The 23,677-nt window shown below is 59.0% G+C and carries 23 protein-coding genes; 3 read left to right on the top strand and 20 right to left on the bottom strand.

Translation table 11 applies throughout. The annotated features are described in order from the left end of the window. Positions 1 to 8: 8 nt before the first annotated feature. The 9 genes from mltG to FVV99_RS13980 form a co-directional block, all read right to left on the bottom strand. The gene (gene mltG / locus FVV99_RS14020) at positions 9 to 1,010 is read right to left on the bottom strand and encodes an endolytic transglycosylase MltG (RefSeq protein WP_148254705.1); all 1,002 of its coding nucleotides are present in this window, start codon (positions 1,008 to 1,010) and stop codon (positions 9 to 11) included. Between the two features lie 13 nt (positions 1,011 to 1,023). Next, the gene (gene pabC, locus FVV99_RS14015; RefSeq protein ID WP_330860653.1) at positions 1,024 to 1,842 is read right to left on the bottom strand and encodes an aminodeoxychorismate lyase; all 819 of its coding nucleotides are present in this window, start codon (positions 1,840 to 1,842) and stop codon (positions 1,024 to 1,026) included. A gap of 13 nt (positions 1,843 to 1,855) precedes the next feature. Beyond that, positions 1,856 to 3,097 carry a beta-ketoacyl-ACP synthase II gene (gene fabF, locus FVV99_RS14010; RefSeq protein ID WP_148254704.1) on the bottom strand — a complete coding sequence of 414 codons (1,242 nt, stop codon included), beginning with the start codon at positions 3,095 to 3,097 and terminating at the stop codon, positions 1,856 to 1,858. 225 nt (positions 3,098 to 3,322) lie between these two features. Continuing rightward, on the bottom strand, positions 3,323 to 3,556 hold the full coding sequence (gene acpP, locus FVV99_RS14005; RefSeq protein ID WP_016414620.1) for an acyl carrier protein: 234 nt from the start codon (positions 3,554 to 3,556) through the stop codon (positions 3,323 to 3,325). A gap of 120 nt (positions 3,557 to 3,676) precedes the next feature. Further along, positions 3,677 to 4,441, bottom strand: a complete 765-nt coding sequence (gene fabG / locus FVV99_RS14000; protein ID WP_148254703.1) for a 3-oxoacyl-ACP reductase FabG — start codon at positions 4,439 to 4,441, stop codon at positions 3,677 to 3,679. 125 nt (positions 4,442 to 4,566) lie between these two features. Then, a complete protein-coding gene (gene fabD / locus FVV99_RS13995; protein WP_148254702.1) occupies positions 4,567 to 5,523 on the bottom strand; it encodes an ACP S-malonyltransferase in 957 nt (318 codons plus the stop codon). 11 nt (positions 5,524 to 5,534) lie between these two features. Then, the gene (gene plsX, locus FVV99_RS13990; protein ID WP_148254701.1) at positions 5,535 to 6,596 is read right to left on the bottom strand and encodes a phosphate acyltransferase PlsX; all 1,062 of its coding nucleotides are present in this window, start codon (positions 6,594 to 6,596) and stop codon (positions 5,535 to 5,537) included. A 31-nt stretch (positions 6,597 to 6,627) separates the two neighbouring features. Further along, positions 6,628 to 6,798, bottom strand: a complete 171-nt coding sequence (gene rpmF / locus FVV99_RS13985; protein WP_148254700.1) for a 50S ribosomal protein L32 — start codon at positions 6,796 to 6,798, stop codon at positions 6,628 to 6,630. Between the two features lie 32 nt (positions 6,799 to 6,830). Further along, entirely contained in the window at positions 6,831 to 7,358 is a 528-nt protein-coding gene (locus tag FVV99_RS13980; protein WP_148254699.1) for a YceD family protein, read from the bottom strand. A gap of 140 nt (positions 7,359 to 7,498) precedes the next feature. Between FVV99_RS13980 and FVV99_RS13975 the strand changes: the two genes are divergently transcribed. After that, positions 7,499 to 8,086, top strand: a complete 588-nt coding sequence (locus FVV99_RS13975; RefSeq protein WP_148254698.1) for a Maf family protein — start codon at positions 7,499 to 7,501, stop codon at positions 8,084 to 8,086. Positions 8,087 to 8,137: 51 nt separating this feature from the next. Here the strand turns inward: FVV99_RS13975 and sppA are convergent, their stop codons facing one another. Genes sppA through rluC form a run of 3 tightly spaced genes read right to left on the bottom strand, consistent with a single transcriptional unit; the run spans position 8,138 to position 10,866 of the window. Then, the gene (sppA, locus tag FVV99_RS13970; RefSeq protein ID WP_148254697.1) at positions 8,138 to 9,217 is read right to left on the bottom strand and encodes a signal peptide peptidase SppA; all 1,080 of its coding nucleotides are present in this window, start codon (positions 9,215 to 9,217) and stop codon (positions 8,138 to 8,140) included. A gap of 31 nt (positions 9,218 to 9,248) precedes the next feature. Further along, entirely contained in the window at positions 9,249 to 9,899 is a 651-nt protein-coding gene (locus FVV99_RS13965; protein ID WP_148254696.1) for an HAD-IA family hydrolase, read from the bottom strand. A gap of 19 nt (positions 9,900 to 9,918) precedes the next feature. Beyond that, positions 9,919 to 10,866: a 23S rRNA pseudouridine(955/2504/2580) synthase RluC gene (rluC, locus tag FVV99_RS13960; protein WP_148254695.1), complete on the bottom strand. Its 948-nt coding sequence runs from the start codon at positions 10,864 to 10,866 to the stop codon at positions 9,919 to 9,921. 565 nt (positions 10,867 to 11,431) lie between these two features. Between rluC and rne the strand changes: the two genes are divergently transcribed. After that, positions 11,432 to 14,620: a ribonuclease E gene (rne, locus tag FVV99_RS13955; RefSeq protein WP_148254694.1), complete on the top strand. Its 3,189-nt coding sequence runs from the start codon at positions 11,432 to 11,434 to the stop codon at positions 14,618 to 14,620. A gap of 86 nt (positions 14,621 to 14,706) precedes the next feature. Here the strand turns inward: rne and murB are convergent, their stop codons facing one another. The 7 genes from murB to FVV99_RS13920 are packed head-to-tail and all read right to left on the bottom strand — an operon-like array spanning position 14,707 to position 22,335. Continuing rightward, on the bottom strand, positions 14,707 to 15,726 hold the full coding sequence (gene murB, locus FVV99_RS13950; RefSeq protein ID WP_148254693.1) for a UDP-N-acetylmuramate dehydrogenase: 1,020 nt from the start codon (positions 15,724 to 15,726) through the stop codon (positions 14,707 to 14,709). Then, positions 15,723 to 16,199, bottom strand: a complete 477-nt coding sequence (locus FVV99_RS13945; protein ID WP_148254692.1) for a low molecular weight protein-tyrosine-phosphatase — start codon at positions 16,197 to 16,199, stop codon at positions 15,723 to 15,725. The genes murB and FVV99_RS13945 overlap by 4 nt, the downstream gene beginning before the upstream one ends. A 7-nt stretch (positions 16,200 to 16,206) precedes the next feature. Next, complete coding sequence (kdsB, locus tag FVV99_RS13940) at positions 16,207 to 16,980, bottom strand: 3-deoxy-manno-octulosonate cytidylyltransferase (RefSeq protein WP_148254691.1); 774 nt, start codon at positions 16,978 to 16,980, stop codon at positions 16,207 to 16,209. Further along, positions 16,977 to 17,201, bottom strand: coding sequence for a Trm112 family protein (locus FVV99_RS13935; protein WP_148254690.1), 225 nt, complete (start codon positions 17,199 to 17,201; stop codon positions 16,977 to 16,979). Before FVV99_RS13935 ends, kdsB begins: the two co-directional genes overlap by 4 nt. Positions 17,202 to 17,238: 37 nt before the next feature. Continuing rightward, entirely contained in the window at positions 17,239 to 18,255 is a 1,017-nt protein-coding gene (gene lpxK, locus FVV99_RS13930; RefSeq protein WP_148254689.1) for a tetraacyldisaccharide 4'-kinase, read from the bottom strand. Continuing rightward, entirely contained in the window at positions 18,252 to 19,991 is a 1,740-nt protein-coding gene (msbA, locus tag FVV99_RS13925; protein WP_148254688.1) for a lipid A export permease/ATP-binding protein MsbA, read from the bottom strand. The genes lpxK and msbA overlap by 4 nt, the downstream gene beginning before the upstream one ends. 10 nt (positions 19,992 to 20,001) lie before the next feature. Next, positions 20,002 to 22,335 (bottom strand): DNA internalization-related competence protein ComEC/Rec2, encoded by a 2,334-nt coding sequence (locus tag FVV99_RS13920; RefSeq protein WP_236645416.1) that lies wholly within the window; start codon positions 22,333 to 22,335, stop codon positions 20,002 to 20,004. A gap of 79 nt (positions 22,336 to 22,414) precedes the next feature. Here FVV99_RS13920 and FVV99_RS13915 point away from each other — a divergent pair, with 79 nt between their 5' ends. Continuing rightward, entirely contained in the window at positions 22,415 to 22,945 is a 531-nt protein-coding gene (locus tag FVV99_RS13915; RefSeq protein ID WP_148254687.1) for a DUF2062 domain-containing protein, read from the top strand. 13 nt (positions 22,946 to 22,958) lie between these two features. Here FVV99_RS13915 and FVV99_RS13910 read toward each other — a convergent pair whose 3' ends face one another. Continuing rightward, on the bottom strand, positions 22,959 to 23,669 hold the full coding sequence (locus FVV99_RS13910) for an ABC transporter ATP-binding protein (RefSeq protein ID WP_148254686.1): 711 nt from the start codon (positions 23,667 to 23,669) through the stop codon (positions 22,959 to 22,961). Positions 23,670 to 23,677 lie beyond the last annotated feature (8 nt).

Below are 23,677 nucleotides of genomic sequence, written 5' to 3'. Positions count from 1 at the left end.
TCAGGCATTCACCGGTTGAGAATATAGCGTCTTACGGCAGCATTGTGCTCCTGCAAGCTGCTGGAAAAGTGGTGACTGCCATCGCCTCGCGAGACGAAGTACAAGGCATCACCCTCCTCGGGATTGACAGCGGCTTCCAACGCACCGCGCCCCGGCATGGCGATCGGAGTAGGCGGCATACCATCAATGACATAGGTATTGTAGGGGGTTTCCTCGCGCAGGTCGGCACGCGTGATATTTCCATCATAGCTGTCCCCCATACCATAAATGACGGTCGGATCGGTCTGCAGTCGCATTCCCCTCTCCAGACGTCGGATAAAGACACCTGCGATCGCAGGACGCTCCTCGGGCACTCCTGTTTCCCGTTCGATGAGCGATGCCATGATCAAGGCGTCATACGAACTCTCGAGGGGGAGATCCTCATCACGCTCACGCCAGATCTCCTCGAGCGTTTCGCGCATGCGCCGGTGCGACTGGCGAAGAATGTCCAGATCGCTCATCCCTTTGTGGTAACGATACGTGTCGGGGAAAAACCACCCTTCGGGATGTTCGACATCACTGTCCAACTTGGCCATGAGCTCTGCGGGCGTCAGTGCCGTCGTATCATGCGCCAGCTTCGGCGCTGCCGCCAACGCTTCCCGAATTTGGCGAAATGTCCAACCTTCAGGGAACGTAATGGAGTAGGTCACCACATCGCCACTGCCTAAATGCGCCAGGAGATCACGTCCATTCATTTGCGGATCTAGCCGATACTCTCCCTGACGGAGCTGAGGCAACGATTCCGGTTCGAGATGAATCAGCACGCGATAAGGCCAGGTCGCTGCAATGACTTCCTGATCCGCCAAGTCCTCGATCACACGATACAAGCCGGCCCCTTCAGGTACCTCGTACAGCACAGGCTCATCAATGGCCAAGGGCATGGCAAGTTGCGCTTGCCAATAACGGTAACCACCATAAGTCAACGCCATGGCCAGGATAGCGAGACCCAGAATCACTTTCACCACACGCATGCATGTTCCTCGATCACAAAGCGGATACAGAGGGCGACGGATACCCCAGCAACGCATGAGCACTGGCCTGTAAATGCCGGTGCGTCGCGCTCAACGACCACTGACGGAGCACATGTCCATCGGAACTGTCGAGCTGTATGACGGGCCAGAGCCCTTGCACGGAATTGCCCAGCCAGACCGCTTCGGCCTGCAGCAAGGCTGCCGGCTCGCGCTGCACTTCAGTGATTGCGTGTTCGGCGAGTAGTGCCTCACGCAAGGTGCCGGCGACTCCGGCCTCATCGAGACCAGGCGTTTCCAGACGACCGGCGAGACGCCAGAACACATTCATCGATGTCGCTTCGACCAGCCGGTCTTGGGTATCACAGACTAGACCTTCAGCAATGCTGACATCCGACCATTCACGGCGTGCCATGACATTTTCCAGGCGATTCAGATGCTTGAGCCCTGCCAGTGCCGGCTGAAGAGACAGGCGCCAATCGCACAGGCGGACACGGACACCTTCCCGCCAATACGAGGTCTGAGGTGCAAACGGCGCACTCTGCCACCGCCATCGAGGTTCAGGTACTCCCGGTGGCGAATACCCTCGGCCACCACTGCCACGAGTCACGATGAGCTTCAAGACATTCAGCCCTGACCCTGTTCGACCAGGCACGGACGCAAGCGTCGACGGCTCCGGCATGGGAATGCCCAAACGGTGACAGCCACGCTCGAGGCGAGCGAGATGGGCTTCCCATAGCACGGGAACACCATCACGTACTAACAGGGTCTCGAACAGGCCGTCTCCATAAGCCAGGCCGCGGTCATCCAGCGGCAACGACATGTCTTCAGTCACGGCAGTCAACCGATCAGGTCAGGCGTGAAAAAACCAACGATCCATTGGTGCCACCGAATCCGAACGAATTCGATAAGCTCACGTCAATCGTCATTTCGCGTGCCGTATGGGGGACATAATCGAGCTCACACCCCTCATCAGGGTCATCCAGATTGATCGTCGGGGGGGCGACCTGATCACGTATCGCCAGCACACTAAAGACCGCTTCCACCGCGCCTGCAGCCCCCAACAAGTGCCCGATCATGGACTTGGTCGAACTGACCGCCACCGATTTGGCGCTTTCTCCCAACACGCGTTCCACGGCACGACTTTCAGCCAGATCACCTGCCTGAGTGGATGTACCATGAGCATTGATATAGTGCACTTGCGACGGCTCGATTCCGGCATCCCGGATCGCATTGTGCATCGACATCGCAGCACCTCGTCCATCCTCGGGCGGTGCCGTCATGTGATGCGCATCATCGCTCATCCCGAAGCCGGCCAACTCGGCATAGATGGTCGCACCACGCTTTTTGGCATGCTCATACTCTTCCAACACCAATACTCCGGCGCCATCGGAGAGCACGAAACCATCACGCTCCCTGTCCCACGGCCGACTCGCAGCCGCCGGATCGTCATTACGAGTGGATAGCGCACGCGCTGCCGAAAAGCCGCCCAGCCCCAAGGGAGTACTGGCCATCTCGGCGCCGCCACATAACATGACATCGGCATCACCATAAGCGATGGTGCGAGCACTGTAGCCGATGTTGTGCGTGCCGGTGGTGCAAGCCGTCGTTATGGCGATATTGGGACCCCGGAAGCCGAATTGAATGGCCAGATTGCCGGAAATCATGTTGATGATCGAGCCAGGCACGAAAAATGGAGAAATACGACGAGCACCGCCCCGGTTCATGGCATTATGATTATGCTCGATCATCGGCAGGCCACCGATTCCCGACCCAATCGCCACGCCGATACGATCGCTATTCTCTTCGTTACATTCCAGCCCCGAATCCGTGATGGCCTGGACCCCGGCCGCGATACCATACTGAATGAAGAGGTCCATCTTGCGTGCTTCCTTGGGATTCAGATACGGACCGATATCAAAATCCTTGACCGCCCCACCGAAACGCGTATTGAACCCATCGGTGTCGAAATGCTCGATATTGGCAATACCGCTCTTGCCAGAGACGATATTGTCCCAGCTTTCCTCGACGGTATTACCGACTGGTGTCACCAGACCGAGCCCTGTCACCACGACCCTTCTACCAGGCATCAGTTGTCCTCCAAACTAGCTTGGTGGCACGGCCGTATATTACCCCCGTGCCGCTTTTGCGCGCATTATACCTGATCATCAAGGACTATGCGGCTTCCACGGAACCCCGTTTCCCTGCAACGACAATGGCATAAAACAAGAGCCGCTCTGTTTCCAGAACGGCTCTCGCGCAAGTTCCGTCACGCGGAACTCATTCCGACCGAGTCACGAATGTGACGCCAGGATTCACTGATGGGCGTTGACGTAGTCGATCGCTTCCTGAACAGTGGTGATCTTCTCGGCTTCTTCGTCGGGAATTTCTGTATCGAATTCCTCTTCAAGCGCCATCACCAACTCGACGGTATCCAGGGAATCGGCGCCGAGATCTTCGGTAAAGGAGGATGTGTTCTGAATATCCTCTTCCTTGACGTTCAGGCGCTCAGCCACAACCTTCTTCACGCGCTCTTCGATCGTGCTCATTAGTCACTCCAGTCGTTCCAAATAGCCGTTTAATTCCAGCCGTGCCAAATCCGCAAGCGTTAAGCTGCGGGGTAGTTTATAGACCGCCCAAGGCCTTCGCAACCGAACGTTGACGAGGCCTCAACGCATGTTCATGCCACCATTGACGTGCAACGTCTCGCCAGTAATGTAGCTTGCTGCTTCGCTGGTCAGGAAACCCACCGCAGCAGCGATTTCCTCGGGCTGCCCCAATCGAGCCAGGGGGATCTGTTGCAGCAAGGCGTCACGCTGGGCTTCAGGCAACGCTTCTGTCATATTCGTTGCAATAAACCCTGGAGCCACAGTATTGACCGTAATATTGCGAACCGCTACCTCACGTGCCAGTGAGCGCGAGAACCCTTCCATCCCGGCTTTGGCCGCAGCATAGTTGCTTTGCCCCATATTGCCCAAGGTCGCCACCACGGAACTGACGCTGACGATGCGCCCGAAACGAGCTTTGGTCATGCCCCGCAGGCAGGCCTTGGATACTCGATAAACGGACTTGAGATTGGTATCCATCACCGAATCCCATTCTTCATCCTTCATCCGCATCAACAAGTTGTCACGAGTAATCCCGGCATTGTTGACGAGGACCGTCGGGGCACCGAATTCGTCGTTGATCGACTTGATCAAGGCAGCGACACTGGCCGAGTCGGTGACATCCAGAGAACGTCCCGCGCCTGCAATGCCCTGTTCCTTGAGGTCGGCATCGATTCTGTCGGCACCTTGCGAGCTGGTCGCAGTGCCAATCACCAGGCGACCTTGACGACCGAGCTCATGAGCAATAGCGCGTCCGATACCTCGACTGGCACCGGTAACCAAGGCAACTCTTGGCTCGCCGGTTTTCGCACTGGTTGTACTGGTCATAGTAAATACCACAATGCATTGAATCGTCAGAAAAGCGCAGGAATAACGCTGCACTATACTATTGATGACCTGGCATGACTATTGGTCACCAGCTACCGGATATCACCTGTCACACATGCCGCCGACTAATGCACCTCAGACGATGGGCGGGCCAAGGACAACGCGGTATCCAGACTTTCTGGATCATTGATCGCCGCCCCCTTGCTCTGTCGCACGATACGTTTATTGAGACCGGTCAGCACTTTGCCAGGGCCACACTCCACGAAGGTCGTAGCTCCCATGTCCGCCATCGTTTCAACGCAAGACGTCCAGCGCACGGGGCGAAACAACTGCTCGATCAACTTGCTCTTGAGTGACGTCGTATCGTCATGCGACTGAGCATCGACATTCTGGATGACCGTATAACGTGAAGGACGAAGTTCGAGTTCCTCCATTGCGGCGGCCAGACGCTCTGCAGCGGGCCTCATCAGGTCACAGTGAGAGGGTACTGAAACCGGGAGCGGCAATGCACGCTTGGCTCCCGCTTCCTGGCAAGCCGCAATGGCTCGATCCACCGCTGACTTGGACCCTGCAATGACAACCTGACCCGGGGCATTGTAGTTGACTGCCGCGACGACATCGCCCTGCGCAGCTTCGGCACACGCTTTTTCTACGGTCGCATCATCCAGTCCGAGGATCGCCGCCATCGCCCCCTCACCTTGCGGGACGGCATCCTGCATCGCTTCACCACGCAGACGCACCAGTTGCACGCCCTCGGCAAAGGTCAAGACGCCGGCACACACCATGGCGCTGTATTCGCCCAGGCTATGACCGGCCATCGCTAACGGCCTCGGCCCCTCGAGTTCCTGCCATACCCGCCAGATGGCGACACTGGAACTCAAGAGCGCCGGTTGCGTACAGGCCGTGGCATTAAGCGCCTCATCAGGCCCTTCCTGCACCACATGCCAAAGGTCGTAACCCAACGCATCCGACGCCTCTTCAAACGTAGTTCGCACCACACTGTAGCGTTCCGCCAGCTCCCGCATCATGCCCACATGCTGAGAGCCCTGCCCTGGAAACACGAGGGCCAGGGATTGCGTCATGACTATCACCTTTACGTATCGTCTTCATTTCGATCGTCTTCGACCGGCATGGTTACGGCTCGCTGTCCCCCCAACTCCTGCTCGAGATGGGTGGGGAGAGCCTGGCTGACTTCCTGAAGTGCGCGCGAGATGGCAAAGGCAAACCCCCTGGCATCCGCCCCACCATGACTCTTGACGACTATGCCGCCCAGCCCCAGAAGACTCGCTCCGTTATAGCGAACCGGGTCGAGACCATTCTTCAGGCGTTTCAACGCTGGTCGTGCCAGCATACCTACGAGACGGCTCCCCCAGTGCGCATCAAACGTACGCTGAACCCGTTCACTCAGCATGCGAGCCAGACCTTCACTGGCCTTGAGCACCACATTACCGACGAAACCGTCACAGACCACGACATCGACGTGTCCCGAATAGAGACCGTCCCCCTCGATGAACCCCTGGTAGTCGATACCACGAATGGATCGTAGCATCGTATCCGCAGCGCGGACGCTGCGACTCCCTTTCGTACCCTCGACTCCCACATTGAGCAACGCGACTCTGGGCGTATCAAGGCCATCGATACGTTTGGCCATGACGCTCCCCATCATGGCGAAATCCACCAGTCGCTCGGCACTGACATCGACATTCGCCCCCAGGTCCAGCAAGTAGCAACGCTCGCCGGTTCGCGTCGGTATCGCGGTGCAAATAGCTGGACGAGGAATACCTCCGACGGTCCCAAGCGCACGCCGCGACAATGCCATCAACGCACCGGTATTACCGGCACTGACACCGGCATCCACCTCGCCGTTCGCGACACAGCGAAGCATCGCCGACATACTATTACCCTCCACCGCACGCAAGGCGGCAGAGGGCTTCATGGACTGACTGATGGTCTGTGGAGCGTCTACCAGCATCATTCGAGCCGACAGCCCGCCTCGCAAGCGCCGGGGCAGTGCATCGACTTCAGCCTGCAACGACTCCCGAGGTCCGAACAAGCGGATCTCGAGCTCCGGATGCTCCTGCAATGCCAGTACGGCTCCTTTGACAGCCGCTGGGCATCCCAAGTCGCCTCCCATGGCATCAATGGCAATATGCACGTCAGGAAGCGTCCCTCACGAGGATCCGAAATCAGGCGTCGACGATCTTGCGACCCCGATAGTAGCCATCCGGTGCCACATGGTGGCGACGATGCGTGGTGCCGGTTTCCTTGTCCTGAGACAGCGTCGACGCCGACAGTGCGTCGTGACTACGGCGCATGCCGCGCTTGGAACGAGTCTTGCGGTTCTGTTGAACAGCCATGAAATATCACTCCAGAAATGGATCGGTATGAGTCAGGATTTGCCTTTCAGGTGACGCAGCACCTCGAAAGGGTTCTCAGCGGGCGCTTCCGATGAAACGTCAGGCGCCTCACTGCTCAGCTGGTCGCGCGAGAGGCCACAATCAGCCTCATCGTGGTAAATCACCTGGGGCAAGCTAAGGATGAGCTCATCCTCGATAACATCCAGGAGATTCAGCTGTTCGTTCTCCACCAGCACCGGTTCATGCGTGCTAGGGAGCTGTGCGGCCATGTCATCTCCACTGACGATACCCAGTAGAAAGCGACTTTCCACGTGCACCGGCATGGGTTGCAGGCAGCGTCGACACAGCAGCCGCAAATCGGCTTCGAGCCATCCATCGATCGCGCGGCGCCCTTGCTCATCGATGGAAAAGTCCAGGCGCACCTGGCACTCCCCCTCTTGAGGCTGAGCGTCAAGCGCCAAACGTTCGAACCGTTCAAGCGCCACCACGCCCTCCAATCGCTCGGCGTTGGCAGCCAGTCGATACGGCTCGATTTCCAAAGGCAGTCGCGCGGTCAACATAGGCGCGCAATGATAGGCACTCGCCCGCGCTCTGTCAAAGCACGCCACACTCGTCTGTACAATGCCATGTTGAAGACGCAGACTTCTCTCTGGTCACGCATAGGCTTATCTCCTTCTTGCCTGATAACAGGAGCTTGAACATGTCACGCTTGGTCCTCGCATCCAGCTCCGCATCGCGTCGCCGACTTCTGGACAGGTTGGGAATCGACTATCATTGTGCGCGTCCCGATATCGATGAAACACGCAAGCCCCAGGAATCCCCATCGGCCCTGGTGCAACGTCTGGCGCTATCCAAAGCCGCCAGGCTGGCGGAATCGTACCCCTCGCACCTGCTCATCGGCTCCGATCAAGTCGCTGTTTTCGATGGTGACATCCTTGGCAAACCCGGTGATGCTGCGACGGCCAAAGCGAACCTGACCCGCTTTTCCGGTCACCAGGTCTTCTTCATGACGGGTCTGGCTCTTCTCGACACGGCCAGTGGCCGACACTGGCTGACCCATGAGAATTATAGCGTGACATTCCGCACACTCAGTACACGGGAAATCGATTGCTACGTGGATCGTGAGCAACCGCTGGACAGTGCCGGCAGCTTTCGCATGGAGGGGTTGGGAATCACGCTATTCGAAAAACTCGAAGGCGATGACCCCACCGCACTCATCGGACTACCGCTGATTCGCCTTTGCCAGATGCTGCGCGATGCTGGACTGGACCCTCTCTGCCCCACCTGAGTCGGCTCACTCCTGTAACGCAAGCCTCCGGAATGCGCCCAGCCAGACACGTCAGCGCGCCTGATATCTCACCGGCGATTCGGTTGTCGGTAGCCCCAGCCACTCAGCTGCCACACGGCCGAACCGCCGCGCGATTCGATCGAAGGGATCGAGTGCCGGCGTGTAGTCCCGCCATTTCGGCTCTTCCAGTCGATCTCTAGCCAGGGTATCCAGGCTCCCCAACTCATCGACCAATCCCAACTGGACGCCCTGTTCACCAGTCCAGATCAGACCGGAAAAGAGGTCCTCATCATCCGATAACCGCTCACCTCGTCCGCGCTTGACGGCATCGATGAACTGCTGGTGAGTCGTATCGAGCACATCCTGCCAGAATACGCGCTGATCGCTATCCAACTCGGAAAAGGGATCCAGGAACGCTTTATTGTCTCCCGCCGTAAACACCCGACGTTCGATCCCGAGCTGTTCGATCGCATCATTGAGTCCGAAGCTCGAATACACGACACCTATCGAGCCAACCAGACTCGAGGGTGAAGCCACGATTTCATCGGCCGCCGCGGCAATGTAGTAGCCGCCACTCGCACCAATGTCCTCGATGACCGCAATGATCGGCTTGCCACCCTTATCACGCAGACGCATGACTTCATTGAAGATTCGCTGCGACTGCACCGGGCTGCCTCCCGGACTGTTGATATGCAACACGACGGCTTCGGCGGCATCATTGTCCCAGGCTCGCTCCAGCCCCTCTATCACCCGCCGGGCATTGGCCGCCGACTCGGCATCGATGACACCATCGACCTCGACCAGACCTAAATGCGGCCCCTCAGGTGTCTCCGGCTGGCTGGTCATGAACAGACCATAGCCAAGCATGGCAATCAACGTCAGCAGCAGGGCAGCGAACAGGAAGCGGAAAAACAGTTTCCAGCGTCGTGAACGACGCTGCTCTTTCAACACCCCATCGACCCAGCGATCCATCAAGCCCAACTGAGCCAGGCGTTGCCGCTCTCTCAGCGTTTCCACGCTCTCGTCATCACCCGGCAATGACTGCTCTGCAGACTGCCCCGCCTGCGGCGAGGCGTCGGGCGGAACCTCCGGCCCCTGGGTCCATTTGTCATCGTGTGACTCATTGCTCATTGCGTATCGTCCGATCCCTATCCGACAGTCGTCAGGCGTGCAACCAATCGATCAATGCTGAAAAGCGATCAGCACAGAACACCGGATCCCGCGCCATCAAACGCTCAGTGGCGTGCACACCATAGGTCATGCCAACGCGATCCATGTTCAGGGCTTGCGCCATTTCCAGATCATACTCGGTATCCCCGATCATCACGGCGTCGTCTACCCCGACGTCAAGCTCGGCAAGCAGTTCCTCGAGCATTAACGGATGAGGTTTCGAGCGCGTTTCATCGGCAGTACGGCTGGCATGAAACCACCCACCACTGCCATTGGCCGAGAATACTCTATCGAGCCCGCGGCGGCTCTTGCCCGTGGCCACCGCCAAGCGAGTCTCGGGGTCTGCTCGCAGGCGCGCCATTCCCGACTCGACGCCAGGAAAGAACGGCATCGGAATCTGATCGGCGGCGACGAACCGTGTAGCATAGCATTCACGCAGCCATTGAGCGCGCTCCGCAGAAATACCTGGACACAAGCGCGCGATCGCTTCGGGCAAGCCCAGTCCGATGATATCACGCACGGCATCCACATGAAGTTCGTCCCAACCGATGTCGCGTGCTGCACCTTGCATGCAGGCCACAATGCGCGACTCAGAATCCATCAGAGTGCCGTCCCAATCAAAAATCACCAGCCGATACCGCATATATCGAAGCCTCCCGACCTCAAAGCGATTGCCGAGCCCTGGACAGCGCTGTCTTCAAGGACTCATCCAAAGGCGCCTTGATGCTGACCGGCCGACCGCTACTGGGTTCAGGAAACGTCAACGACGATGCATGCAGGAAGAGTCGTGACAAGCCCAGCTTCCGCGCCTGCCGAAGCCCCGCTCGACTACCGTACTTATCGTCACCCAACAGCGGACATCCGGCATGAGCGGCATGAACCCGTATCTGATGGGTACGTCCGGTAATAGGTTCGGCCTCGACAAGCGTCATGTCGGCCAGTGTCTCCTGCACGGCAAAACGCGTTCGTGCCATTTTCCCGGCCGCATCGACACGTACGCGACGCTCGCCATTGCCGGCGTCAAAGCGATCCAGACGAGCACCGACGAATTCCCGCCGCGCAGGCCACCGGCCAGACACCAACGCCAGGTAGCGTTTCTCCATACGATGTTTCTTGAGCGACTCATTAAGCGACAGCAATGCAGAGCGGGACTTGGCAAGCAACAGGCAGCCTGACGTATCGCGATCCAGCCGGTGCACGAGCTCGAGAAAGCCCAGATCTTCACGCACCTGACGCAACGCTTCGATCAAACCGATCTTGACGCCACTGCCGCCGTGCACAGCCAGACCTGAAGGTTTATTGATCACCAACCAGTCGGGGCTCTCCAGCAACACACTACCCGCCAGCAGATTACGTAAATTATCGCTGACTTCCTGGACGGCCTCTTCGGGGGCGAGTCGCAAGGGCGGAATTCGCACTAGATCACCAGGCGACAAACGATAATCCGCCTTGACGCGCTTCTTGTTGACCCGAACCTCGCCCTTGCGCACCACGCGATAGATCAACGACTTGGGCGCCCCTTTCAGCCGAGAGCGCAAAAAGTTATCTATACGCTGCCCAGCCTGATCTTCTTGAACCTCTACCCACCGCACTTCGCGCCCTTCGGCCATAACCTCTCTCGCTACGGAACTCGTGAAAGATGCATTCTACCTTAGCCGACGGGTCATTGTGTCAATTGCTGTGGACGCCTATTGCTGGTATATTTTTCACTCGCTCAAATGGGCGAGAAGCGCCTGAAAAACGCGCCTGCACGACAGACACGCGGGCCAGAGCGACGAAACAAGGTGTCCGACGTCTCATTTGGCTAGCGGTCACCCATTGAAACGATTATATACGCCACGCCCGGACCCGAGTCGCGCTGTAGTGTGCGAACCAAGGCCACGGGGCTTAGTCATCGCGTGCCGGAAGCCGGCGTTGGCGAATCGATGAATGCCAGGTGTCTGGCGGTAGACAGCAGGGCCGGATGAGCGACATGTTCTCCGCGATATGTCCTGCCACCGCCGCGTACTCACAACATGGTCAGCCGCTCATGATGCGGAACGATGCCGTTCCGTGACGGTGAAGCGCAGTATTGCATTCATGACATGAACTGAGCACAAGCACGCAGCACCCAAAGGTTCGCCTTCGTCGACGCCATAGGGCACCTTACGGCACGCCCTTAGTTAGCGAGACGACATGAAAAGAATGCTCATCAATGCGACCCAGCCGGAAGAGCTGCGCGTCGCGCTGGTCGATGGTCAACGCCTCTATGACCTGGACATCGAATCCGGTGCCCGGGAGCAAAAAAAAGCCAATATCTATCGCGGCAAGATTACCCGCATCGAGCCCTCCCTGGAGGCTGCCTTCGTCGATTTTGGAGCCGACCGTCATGGCTTCCTCCCTCTCAAGGAAATCTCCCGCGAGTACTTCGTCAAGGAGTCTTCCGGGCGCCCCAATATCAAAGACGTCCTGAAAGAAGGCCAGGAAATCATCGTACAGGTCGATAAGGAGGAGCGCGGCAACAAGGGCGCCGCCTTGACGACCTTCATCAGCCTGGCCGGCCGTTTTCTGGTATTGATGCCCAACAATCCTCGCGCCGGCGGCATTTCTCGCCGGATCGAAGGCGAAGAACGCAGCCAGCTCAAGGAAGCCATGGGGCAACTGACCTTGCCCGACAAGATGGGAGTGATCGTGCGTACGGCCGGGATCGGGCGTACACCGGAAGAGCTTCAGTGGGATCTGGATTATCTGGTTCAAGTATGGGAATCGATCACCGAAGAAGCCGGCAAGCGCCCCGCGCCTTTTCTGATCTATCGTGAATCCAATGTCATCATTCGCGCCATGCGTGACTATTTGCGTCACGACATCGGCGAAGTCCTGATCGATAGCCCCGAAATTCATCAGGAAGCGTTGGCGTTCATTCGACAGGTAATGCCCTCCTACCAGCAGAAGATCAAGCTCTATGCTGACGAGGTGCCACTCTTCTCCCGATTCCAGATCGAATCGCAGATCGAAACCGCCTACCAGCGTGAAGTCAAGTTACCTTCCGGAGGCTCGATCGTTATCGATCATACCGAAGCACTGGTTTCCATCGATATCAACTCGTCAAGAGCGACACGAGGAAGCGATATCGAGGAAACGGCTCTGCAGACCAACCTGGAAGCGGCTGACGAGATCGCTCGTCAATTACGACTCAGGGACATCGGTGGTTTGGTGGTCATAGACTTCATCGACATGAGCCCTGCCCGCAATCAGCGAGAGGTCGAGAACCGGACCCGTGATGCTCTCAAACTGGATCGGGCGCGAGTCCAGATCGGCCGGATTTCCCGTTTCGGTCTGATGGAGATGTCACGCCAGCGACTCCGTCCGTCCCTGGGTGAAACCAGTGGCGTGGTCTGTCCACGCTGCGTCGGTCAAGGCACGATCCGCGATGTTCGATCCTTGTCGCTTTCGATCCTCAGGCTGATCGAAGAAGAGGCAATGAAAGAACGGAGCGCACATATCCGAGCCATCTTGCCGGTATCGGTTGCGACCTACCTGCTCAATGAGAAGCGCAATGTCCTGGCCGACATCGAACGACGTCAGAGCGTACAACTGGTACTTCTGCCGAGTGCCGATATGGATACGCCGCATTACGACGTTCAACGGCTGCGCGACGACCATCTGGATGGCGACGGCTCAGACAAGTCAAGTTTCGAACTCTCCACCGATAGCGAGGTCGGTCGCGACCCGGCAACCGAGATCGACAAGCCGGTCCAAAGAGACGAAGCCGCCGTCAAGAGCGTAACTCACAATGCGCCTGCACCGGCGTCATTACAAAGGGAAGCCCCCCAAGCGGCACCGACGCCCAAGGCCCAGCAGGATCAAGCGACAGGCGAAACCAGCGTCATTACACGCCTGTTCAAGGGCTTCGGGAAGCTATTAGGTGGCAACGAGCCCTCCAGTGCTCGTCAAACGACTCAGTCGGCCGAACAACCAGCCACCTCGACACGGAACCGGCAGCAAGCGCCACGCGACAACGCGAATCGTGATGACACGACAGCATCATCGAATCAGGAGCCGAGTTCTCGCAGTGGCGGTGGTCAACGCCGCCAACGCGGTCGCAATGGCAACCAGGAACGAGACGATAATCGCGCCAAGGGGCAGCAGCGTCAGTCTGCCGGCGACGACAGTCGTTCAAGTGCCAAGTCCGAGACTCAATCCGGCAATGGTAACCGTAAAGGCGAAGGACGCAATACGCGTCAACGCGGCGGTCAGCAGGATAATCAACGCCAGTCGAATAGCTCGTCAGCGCCAGCCAAACAGCAACGTGACGGGGCCAACAAGCCAGCGCCGGAAAAAGCCAAAACGGGCAATGGCAGCGAACCGAGCACTAAGCAGGAAGCCCCGGATGGCAAACCGAAGCGCACACGCAACAACCCGCGCAAGCGTACACGTAAGCATGCCATCAACCCCAAGGCCGAAGCCGAACAGAAGCAGTTGCAGACCGAAGCGGACAATGCCGACTCCTCCGACCCGGCACATGCAACGGTAACCGCTGACGCTCACACCGAGCAGTCACCCAATGAGACCGAGGCCTCTGACGCCTCCCAGTCCGTGGCGGAGAATCAGCAAGCGTCTCAGCAGGCGGGTGAGCAGAAAACCAGCTCTGCAGCGAAGACATCATCCCCCCGCCAGGCCTCGCAGACCGAGTCTCCGACCGACACGAGTGCTCAACACTCGCAAACCACCCCTGACAAGCCAGCCCAGGATGAGTCGCAGGTCCCCGACGCACCGACGCTGACGGACCAGTCGGTGGAGACTCCTCAAACCGTCACCGATGGTGATACGTCCGAGAATCAGTCCAAGGCCTCTCAGCAGGCCGCTGAATCGGCCACCGCGAACGACCAGCAACCCGCTGACAGCGACCGGAGCAATGCTGCTGCCGAGGTCGAGGAGAATGTCACCGAGCCCGTTGATACGAGCGCGGCGGACGAGCCGCAAACCTCGGCACCGGAAGCAACGCCGTCGCCACTGACAGAAGCCGAACCGGCATCCACCGATGACCAGCGGTCCCCGATGGAAACGGTGTCCTCCGCGGCCGAGGAAGCGCAAACCGAGGCACCTCAAGACGATGACGCAGCCGTCTCGGCTGTAACAAGTGGTGAAGCTGCCAGTAGCAGCGTCTCGCACGGCGAGCCGGAAACTACGAACCATCAAACCACCGAGGCGATCGCCAACGCGGAAGAGACCGCGGCTTCGCCCGACTCCGAGCCGGCTCAGAAAGCTGATGCCAGGGACGAAACTCAAGCGGAACGTGCTAGACGGCGGCGACGGGCCCACAACGATCCACGCGAAATTCGCCGACGCGAACAGCAAGGCACCACGGAAAGCGGCCAGCACTAAGATCTCTCTCAAGGCCCCTCCACGACAAAGCCCGCAGCCATGGCTGCGGGCTTTGTCGTTGGCCGGCCCGTTTGACGCTCAAGCCGTCATGCGCCAATCACTCGTGGCTCGCGCTCGAGCATGACATCAAATCGTTCGCTCACTTGCCGGGCAATATCATCGGCGAACGCCAACAACTCAGCCGCTTCCCCCCCACCATGATGCACCAGTACCAGCGCTTGCCGTTCATGCACACCGAAGGCCCCTTGTCGAACCCCCTTGAAGCCACACCGTTCGATCAACCAGCCTGCCGCAATCTTGACCCGGCCATCCGGCAGAGCAAAGTGAGGCAACTCCGGATACTCATGGAACAGCGCGTCTGCGTGATGAGCGGTCACGATCGGATTCTTGAAGAAACTCCCCGCATTGCCCAATACAGTCGGATCAGGCAGCTTGTCACGCCGAACTCGGCACACTGCCTCAGCAACGTCCAGCGCGGTAGGGTCGGGGCGTCCTACACACTCTGCCAGATTGCCATAGTCCAGGCGCGGACAGGCGCGACGATCCAGGCGCAGCACCATTCGTGTAATGATCGCACGCCCTGATAAGTCACGTTTGAAGACACTATCTCGATACCCGAACTCGCAATCGGCCGCGCTCATGACGGCCAGATCACCATTTTCCGGATCAAGCACCTCAACCGACTCCAATACGTCTGCCAGTTCGACACCGTAGGCACCGATATTCTGGATGGGAGCCGCACCGCAATGTCCAGGAATCAGCGCCAGATTCTCGATACCCCACAACCCTTGCTGCGCCACCGACATGACCAGATCGTGCCAGGTCACTCCTGCGTCGGCATGAATTCGAACCGTATCGGTATCGATCGATTCCTGCCACCATTGTGCAAATACCGGTTTGACGGTCAGCCCACCCAAGCGTGGTCCCAGGACCAGATTGCTGCCGCCCCCGAGAACGGTAAGGGGCCAGCCTTGTTCATGGGCAACGAGGCAGGCCCGCTGCAACTCTTCAGGTGTCTCGGCCGCAACGTAGCGGTCAGCCCGACAAACGAGCCTGAGCGTATTGGCATCGGTGAGATCGCGATCCCGCTGCCATTCGAGAGTCACCGGCGTGGCTCCAGACGCTCTTTCAGATGGGCAATCAGTCCATCGGCTCCGGATTCGATCAAGTCCAGCACACCGTCAAACCCATCACCGCCACCAAAGTACGGGTCGGGGATCGCCTGCGTCTGCATGCCGGCCACGTCAAGAAACAGTCCGATCTCGGCACGGCTGTCGACGGGCCGACGCGATTCAATGACTGAGAGATTGTCATGGTCCATGGCCAACAGCAACTGATGGCGATAGAAATCCGCCTCTTCGAGCTGTCGCGCACGTAAATCGCTCATATCGATGCCACGCCTGGCTGCTGCCCTTTGCGCGCGTGGATCCGGCGGTTCTCCCACATGCCACGGTCCGGTACCGCAGGAATCCACAGTCACGACATCACCGAGTCCCGCGGCAACCAGACGCTGCCGCAGTATGGCTTCCGCGGTAGGCGATCGACAGATATTGCCGAGACAAACCAGCAAGATACGCATGTCGTACTTATCCCTTTGAAGCTGCTGTGGTCAACCAGGTTCGCACTCGCTCCAGATCATCCGGAGAATCCACACCAGCGGGATGCGGCTCGCGCGCCAGCGCCACCAAAATGCGATGACCGTGCTGCAGCGCACGCAACTGTTCCAGTTGTTCGAGTTGTTCCAAAGAGGACGGAGACCACTGACGATATGCGAACAGAAATCCCGCACGGTATGCGTACAACCCGATATGTCGGAGCCAGGCATCATGCGCCAACAGTTGCGGACGGTTCGTGAAAGCGTCTCGATCCCAGGGAACCGGCGCGCGGGAGAAATAGAGGGCTCGCCCTTCGAGATCGCGTACCACTTTGACCACGTTGGGATTGAACAGTGCATCGACGCTCGCAATGGGCTCAGCAAGCGTCGCTATCGATGCGACAGGGTCATCGGCCAAGCGTAGCGCTGTCTGCTCGATCAGGCCGGGCGGCAACAGAGGCTCATCGCCCTGCACATTGACGAGAATCTCGTCCGGCGCCAGAGATAAACGATCTGCCACTTCAGCCAGACGATCCGTTCCCGACGGGTGATCGCGATCCGTCATCAAGGCCTCGCCACCGACCGTCAGGATGGCATCCCGAATACGTTCATCGTCGGTGGCCACCACAACGCGAGACGCCCCGCTCAGGCCGGCCAAACGCCAGACATGAACGATCATCGGCTCCCCAGCGATATCCAGCAATGGCTTACCCGGCAAGCGGCTCGATGCATAACGCGCCGGAATCACGACTGTATAGTCACTCATGCAGAATCGCTCCGGCCACTATCGGGTCCAGGCACCGTTTTGCCCAGCTTTTCGTCGACTGACATCACCCGAGCTTCATCTTCCAGCATGACCGGAATACCGTCTCGAATCGGAAAGGCCAAGCCATCGAAATGACATTTGAGCTCGCCGTTATCGCGATCGTATTTCAGTTTGCCCTGGCAGAGCGGGCACACCAACATGGCCAATAGTTGCTTATCCATTGTCATTCCTCTTCGAAGCGTGAGAATCCCTCACCCCCTATAGAGCCTTGCCTCTCTCAGCATGCAGTGTGGCAAGCCGTTGCGACAACCACTCGACGAATGCGGCATCGGGGCTAGCAGCCACATCGAGCGCCCAGCATTCGGCCCCGGCAAAACCGCGGCACTTCACGGCATCCTTGGCGGTCATGACAATCGGGCGTGGGTCGGCAAACGCAAGATCCTGAGCCCGAAAGTCATGGTGATCCGAATAAGCATGGGCGTCATACTCCACGCCCAGGGCATCCAGAGTTGCAAAGAAGCGCTGCGGATGGCCGATGCCCGCGACTGCGTGTACCGGTTGCGCAAACGGAGCCGGTACCAGCGGACATGCCTGATCATCGAGTAAACGACGCCACTGCTGGGGTTCGAGTATCATGCGATAGGCACCTCGTGGCGGCGTGAATCGTGGCGTGCCATTGATGATGACGGCATCGACACGCTGCAATCTCGATACCGGTTCGCGCAAGGGTCCAGCCGGCAAGCATACGCCATTGCCGAACCCGCGCTGGCCATCCACGACGACCAACTCGATATCTCTCCCCAAGGCCAAGTGCTGCAACCCATCATCGGCCAATAGGATATCGCACCCTTCCTCGAGCAGTCGACGAGCGCCGCGTGGCCTATCAGGATCCACAACGAGAGGCACCTTGACTTGCGCCGCCAGCATGGCAGGTTCATCGCCACAGGCACTGGCGGGTGTTTCGGGCGTCACCATTAGCGGGTGATCATGCCCCGCTCCTCCATAACCGCGCGACACGATGCCCGGCTGCCAGCCACGCGCCAGCAACCAATGTGCCAGCCACGATACCAATGGCGACTTGCCGGTCCCGCCTACCGTGATATTGCCGATCACGATGACCGGCACAGGCGCTTGCCAGACCGCCTTGTCCCCCGAGGTATAGGCCTTGGCACGCTGTATCATCAGGTGCCGATAACACCAGGCCAGGGGACGTAATGTCTTGAGCCAGGCAGCGTCGGCATACCAGGCATCAAGCAGGCGTGACGACAGGCTCATGTCGTCTCCTGGAACTGCAACCGATGCAATGCGGCATAGGCCCCACCACGGGCGAGCAGTTCGTCGTGCCCCCCCTGCTCGACGATCTCACCGTGCTCCATGACCAGAATCCTGTCCGCCCGTTCGATCGTGGACAAACGATGCGCGATGACGAATGTCGTGCGCCCACGGCAGACTTCTTCCAGGGCACGCTGGATATAGCGCTCGGATTCGGTATCCAGGGCCGAGGTCGCTTCATCAAGAATCAGGATCGGCGCATTCTTGAAGATGGCACGGGCAATGGCCAGTCGCTGACGCTGTCCCCCGGATAGCATGACGCCGTTGTCGCCGATCACACTATCGTATCCCTGCGGCATTCGTTCGATGAACTCATGGGCGTAAGCCGCCCGTGCAGCCGCTTCGATCCGACTACGAGGCGCTTCGCTAACACCATAGGCAATATTGTCGGCAATGCTGGCATTGAACAGGGTCACCTGCTGGGATACCAGAGCGATCTGTCGGCGTAACGGTGATAGTCGATACTCGTCAATGGGAATGCCATCGAGACAGATCTCTCCGGCCGTCGGTCGATAGAAGCGTGGCAGTAAGCTGACCAGTGTCGACTTACCACTACCGGAACGCCCGACAATCGCGACCATCTCGCCGGGCTCGACCTCAAGGTCGATACCCTTGAGGACTTCGGGTTGGCCGTCGTCATACGCGAAATGAACGCCCACCAGGCTGACCTGGCCTTGCAGAGGCTCCGGATCCCGCCGCCCCTCGTCTGGTTCCGGCGGTTCGCGCAGCAAACCGAAGAGTTCCCCCGAGGCAGCGATCCCTTTCTGGATTTCGCTGTTGATATCGGTCAATTGGCGTACCGGCTTGGCCATCAACGCCGCCGCAGTGATGAACGCGACGAATTCGCCAGGCGTCATATCGGCCATCAAGGCGGGAGACATTGCCAACCACACCAAGGACGCCAATGCCAGAGCAATCAGCAACTGGATGACTGGCGTACTGATGGCCTTGGTCAACGCCTCTTTCATGCTCTGCTGGCGATTGTATTCACTGACGTCAGCGAAACGCCGTTTCTCGTACTCTTCCGCACCATGTGTCCGAACGACGCGATAACCGGATAAGGCCTCGGACGCCACATGGGTCACGTCTCCCATGGAGTGTTGGATGCGACGAGACAGGCGGCGAAACCGCTTACTGGCGAATCTTACCACGCCCCCGATCAACGGCGTGACAGCCAGGAAGAGCAAGGTCAACAGCCAGTTGGTCCACAGCAGATATCCGACCAGGCCGATCACGAACAAGCCTTCACGCAGTAGAATCGTGACGGCCCGTGTGGCGGCACCCGTGACCTGTTCAACATGATAGGTCACCCGCGAGATCAGATGGCCGCTGGAGTGGGCGTCAAAGAAGCGGCCGGGCAAATGCAGCATGTGGTTGAAGACATTACAGCGCAGGGCATGAACGATGTTGCGCGCCACATCGCTCATGAAGTAGGTCCCCAGAAAGGTCCCCAACCCGCGTGCCGCGAACATCCCCACCACGAACAACGGCAGAAACAACCGAAAGGCGGCATCCGGCTCCTGAATGCCGTCGATCAGTCGTTTCATCATTTCCGCCAGGGCCGTACTCGACGCCGCATAGATGGCATAACCCACGACAGCCAGAGAGAACGAACGCCAGTGAGGCCTGACATAGCCCAGCAGTTGCTTGTATGAAGACCAACCCGAATCCTGAGTCACGCTAACTCCACTACTGTTGATGACTTCGATCGACCGTCGATCCCCGGTTGCGCAACGATTCTACCTGATGGCATCGAGAGCCGACACCGACGGGTGGTCGTTCGGCCGTCACCTGACTCGTCGTCCTGCCCAGTTCCAGTGTCACGGCACCATCACTGGCCGTATTCCACAGGCAGCTCGCCTGCCGACGGAAGCGTCTGACGACATCGTCGTCAGGATGTCCGAACGCATTGTCACGGGCCGAACTGAAGATGACGTGTCCTGGCATCGTCGCAGTGACGAATCTGGAACCGGAGCTGGTCCGGCTGCCATGGTGCCCGGCAACCAGCACATCCAGCGGCCCCTCCAGCGAGGCGAGCAGTCGGCGCTCGACCGAGCGGTCGGCATCGCCGGGCAGGAGCACTCGCTGCCGAGACGTCTCGATCAGCAACACACAGGAGCGGTCATTACTCGACAATGCCGGCTGCTCTCCAGGAGGCGGCCATAAGATACGAAAAGTCACACCGTCCCACCGCCAGATATCGCCTTGCTGGCAGGGAGCAAACGAATCATCCGGCGCTTCGCTCGCAGGGGAGACCCAACTGGCGACCTCATGCACTTCCAATGCTTCGAGACCACCGGCATGGTCCATATCCCCATGACTGACAATGACTCTGTCGAACTGGCGACCGGCCGGCCACATACCCTCCAGCGGCATGAACCCGGATCGAAACCGGGGACCAAGATCGTACAGTGCATGATGATGTTGTGTGCGTAATTCAACCGCCAATCCCTGTCCGACGTCCATGACGCGCATCCATAACTCGCCCGCAGCGGGGCTGGGGGCATCTAGAGTGACCGGCAACACACAGAAGACCACGCTGGCCAGACAGCGTAATGGCAGCGGTAATCCGGGAATCGCCCACCATATCGACAACGACGCCAGAGACAGAATCAACGGAACGACCAACCAGTCAGGTGGCGTCCAGACAGGCAGCAGAGCGATGCCAATGGAGAGCGCGTCATGAAGGCATTGGCGAGCCAATGCAAAAGCGGACCAGCACAGTTCCGCCAGTGCAGGGGACCAAGCGACCAGCCAGCCAGACATGCCCAAGGGCACCAATACGCTACTGACCCATGGCACGGCTAGCAGATTGATGAACGGTGCCGCGGGAGCCAACCGGTGGAATGCCCACAACGCTGCGGCCGCCATCAACGGCGCCAATAGCAACTGCGTTCTCACCAGTGCCGATAACCAGCCACCAACGCCGCGTGGGCGGGCGCGGCCTTGCCATATCAGGATCAGCAGCCCGACGGCCAGGAACGACAGCCATAGGCCAGGCCGCCATACCGACAGAGGATCGCTAATGACCACCAATCCGAGGGCTAGCCACCATGCTTGCCAGGTACCGGGAGCATGACGACCGCTGGCGACCCATAAGCCCACCAGTGTCATGATCATGGCACGCATGGCCGGTGAATCAAGACCCGCCAACCAAGCGTACCCAGCCGCTGCCACGCCGGCTCCCCACCAAGGCCAGACCGCCATGCGCCAACGTCGGGGCGACAGCCAGAGCGCCACCCCACGCAACAACCACAGCGTGCCAGCAGCCACCAGCCCCACATGCAGGCCGGATATCACGACAAGATGTGTCGTGCCACTGCCATTGAGCAAAGACCAATCGTCAGCGGTGAGACGTTCGCCAGCTCCCAACGTAAGTGCCGCGAGCCATCGTCGAGTCCGGTCATCGAGAGCCCGTTCATCCAGATAGCTAAGCGCCAGTCGACGCAAGGTAGCCGGGGCCTCGGCCATACGCCTGGCACTCGGTTCGCTGCGCACGTAGCCGGTCGCACCGATTCCCTCCCGCCATAGCCAGCCGCGGTAATCGAATGTCTGAGGATTGGCAAAACCACTGGGGGGACGCAGTCGCACGGTCAGTGCCCAATCGTCACCCACTTGGATATCGAGGTCATCGTAAAGGGATAACCGTACCTGCTCGAGGTTGTCACACGCTGGTAATCGAGACGACAGCGGCTGACACTGCTCGACCGCAACTCGCAACCGAGTCACGTCACGCTTGGTGTCACTGGCAAGGATACGCCCTTGCAGACGCACATCCTGGCGTGACAACCCATCGACCAATTCGGCGCCATCGGCCAATAGAATGGACGACGCCGTCCAGGCCAGAACCAGCAGCACGAGTAGACTGTGGAGACGACGGGCCGTCAGTAATGTGATCAGCGCCCAGATCTCGAACATGCCAGGCGGCATCCAGCCTCCCAGCACGACGCCTGCCATGGCGGCAAACGCCAATGGCAGAGCCCAACCGATATGCATTCCGTTGCCCTCGGTATTATCTGCCATGACCGTTCACATGCATGCCATGGCGAGACGCAAGACTTGTATGGATAATACCCCAAATCCGCCAATCCAGGGAGACGCCATGCCGCGCCGGTTTCTGCAGCGTTATCTTCCGCGTCCCGAGGTCCTCAAGCGTAACCGCTCGTTACGTATCGTCGGGCCTCTCATCGGTGATGCGTCGCTCTGGATGCTGTCGCGTCGCAGCGTGGCCAACGCATTCATGGTCGGCCTGTTCAGCGCCTTGCTCCCCATTCCCTTTCAGATGCTGCTGGCCGCCTTCGGCGCCTGGCTCCTGCGCTGCAACCTCCCACTCTCGCTTGGACTGGTCTGGATCACCAATCCACTGACCATGCCACTGATCTTCTACGGCAATTACCGCCTGGGTAGCTGGGTGTTGAATACCCCGGCTCGGGAAGCACCGGACCAACTATCGACGCGCTGGGTCGCTGAACAAATGCTGGATATCCTGCCTGCGCTGGCCATTGGTTCGATCGTCAGCGCAGTAATCGCCGGACTGTTGGGCAATATCACCATTCGTTTGATCTGGCGCTGGCAAGTTTCACGCAGCTGGCGGCGTCGCAAGCGGCGCCGGCTGGCACTCCAACGCCGTTAGCGACTCAAGGACCTTACACCGAAGAAAGATGGCCTTCATCCAACCGCATGACACGGTCCTGGTGGTTGGCGAGCGCATGATCATGCGTCACTACCACAAAAGCACACGCAGTGGTCTCTGCCAGTTCGTCCATCAACGACAGGATGTTTGCCGCCGTCGCCTGATCAAGATTGCCCGTTGGCTCATCCATGAGAACCAGGCTGGGGTCGGTGACCAGAGCGCGGGCGATAGCAACGCGTTGACGCTCGCCACCGGATAGTTCCCCGGGTTTGTGATCTGCCCGGGCGTCCATGCCTACCCGAGCGAGTATCTCTCTGGCACGCGCCTGGGCTTGTGCTCTCTTTTGCCCCCGGATGACCAGGGGCAGTGCGACATTTTCCAGTGCCGTCAACTCCGCCAGCAAATGGTGAAATTGATAGACAAAGCCGATATGACGGTTTCTGAAACGTCCCAGTTCAGCGTCATTGAGTTCGGACAAGGCCTGACCAGCGACCCTGACTTCCCCGGCACTCGGTGTGTCCAGCCCCCCCAGGAGATTGAGTAGCGTCGTCTTGCCGGATCCCGAACTGCCAACGACCGCGACTCGTTCTCCGGCACGCACATCAAGACTCAATGCGTTCAGTACCGTGAGATCACGCGGGCCTTCTCGGTATGTGCGAGTCAACCCCTGGCAATGCAAGAGCACGCCCGTATTGACCTCGACGCCGTGTTCATGACCTTCCATAGCGATCT

Origin of the sequence: Aidingimonas lacisalsi, assembly GCF_008079445.1 — a bacterium.
GTDB lineage: Bacteria > Pseudomonadota > Gammaproteobacteria > Pseudomonadales > Halomonadaceae > Aidingimonas > Aidingimonas lacisalsi.
This window is presented reverse-complemented; position numbering and strand designations above follow the sequence as displayed.

Bases quoted from the DNA above. Each gene is read 5' to 3' on its own strand.
- mltG (WP_148254705.1), bottom strand. From the start codon at position 1,010: ATGCGTGTGGTGAAAGTGATTCTGGGTCTCGCTATCCTGGCCATGGCG.
- fabF (WP_148254704.1), bottom strand. From the start codon at position 3,097: ATGCCTGGTAGAAGGGTCGTGGTGACAGGGCTCGGTCTGGTGACACCA.
- acpP (WP_016414620.1), bottom strand. From the start codon at position 3,556: ATGAGCACGATCGAAGAGCGCGTGAAGAAGGTTGTGGCTGAGCGCCTG.
- fabG (WP_148254703.1), bottom strand. From the start codon at position 4,441: ATGACCAGTACAACCAGTGCGAAAACCGGCGAGCCAAGAGTTGCCTTG.
- fabD (WP_148254702.1), bottom strand. From the start codon at position 5,523: ATGACGCAATCCCTGGCCCTCGTGTTTCCAGGGCAGGGCTCTCAGCAT.
- rpmF (WP_148254700.1), bottom strand. From the start codon at position 6,798: ATGGCTGTTCAACAGAACCGCAAGACTCGTTCCAAGCGCGGCATGCGC.
- FVV99_RS13980 (WP_148254699.1), bottom strand. From the start codon at position 7,358: ATGTTGACCGCGCGACTGCCTTTGGAAATCGAGCCGTATCGACTGGCT.
- FVV99_RS13975 (WP_148254698.1), top strand. From the start codon at position 7,499: ATGTCACGCTTGGTCCTCGCATCCAGCTCCGCATCGCGTCGCCGACTT.
- sppA (WP_148254697.1), bottom strand. From the start codon at position 9,217: ATGAGCAATGAGTCACACGATGACAAATGGACCCAGGGGCCGGAGGTT.
- FVV99_RS13965 (WP_148254696.1), bottom strand. From the start codon at position 9,899: ATGCGGTATCGGCTGGTGATTTTTGATTGGGACGGCACTCTGATGGAT.
- rluC (WP_148254695.1), bottom strand. From the start codon at position 10,866: ATGGCCGAAGGGCGCGAAGTGCGGTGGGTAGAGGTTCAAGAAGATCAG.
- rne (WP_148254694.1), top strand. From the start codon at position 11,432: ATGAAAAGAATGCTCATCAATGCGACCCAGCCGGAAGAGCTGCGCGTC.
- FVV99_RS13945 (WP_148254692.1), bottom strand. From the start codon at position 16,199: ATGCGTATCTTGCTGGTTTGTCTCGGCAATATCTGTCGATCGCCTACC.
- kdsB (WP_148254691.1), bottom strand. From the start codon at position 16,980: ATGAGTGACTATACAGTCGTGATTCCGGCGCGTTATGCATCGAGCCGC.
- FVV99_RS13935 (WP_148254690.1), bottom strand. From the start codon at position 17,201: ATGGATAAGCAACTATTGGCCATGTTGGTGTGCCCGCTCTGCCAGGGC.
- lpxK (WP_148254689.1), bottom strand. From the start codon at position 18,255: ATGAGCCTGTCGTCACGCCTGCTTGATGCCTGGTATGCCGACGCTGCC.
- FVV99_RS13920 (WP_236645416.1), bottom strand. From the start codon at position 22,335: ATGGCAGATAATACCGAGGGCAACGGAATGCATATCGGTTGGGCTCTG.
- FVV99_RS13915 (WP_148254687.1), top strand. From the start codon at position 22,415: ATGCCGCGCCGGTTTCTGCAGCGTTATCTTCCGCGTCCCGAGGTCCTC.
- FVV99_RS13910 (WP_148254686.1), bottom strand. From the start codon at position 23,669: ATGGAAGGTCATGAACACGGCGTCGAGGTCAATACGGGCGTGCTCTTG.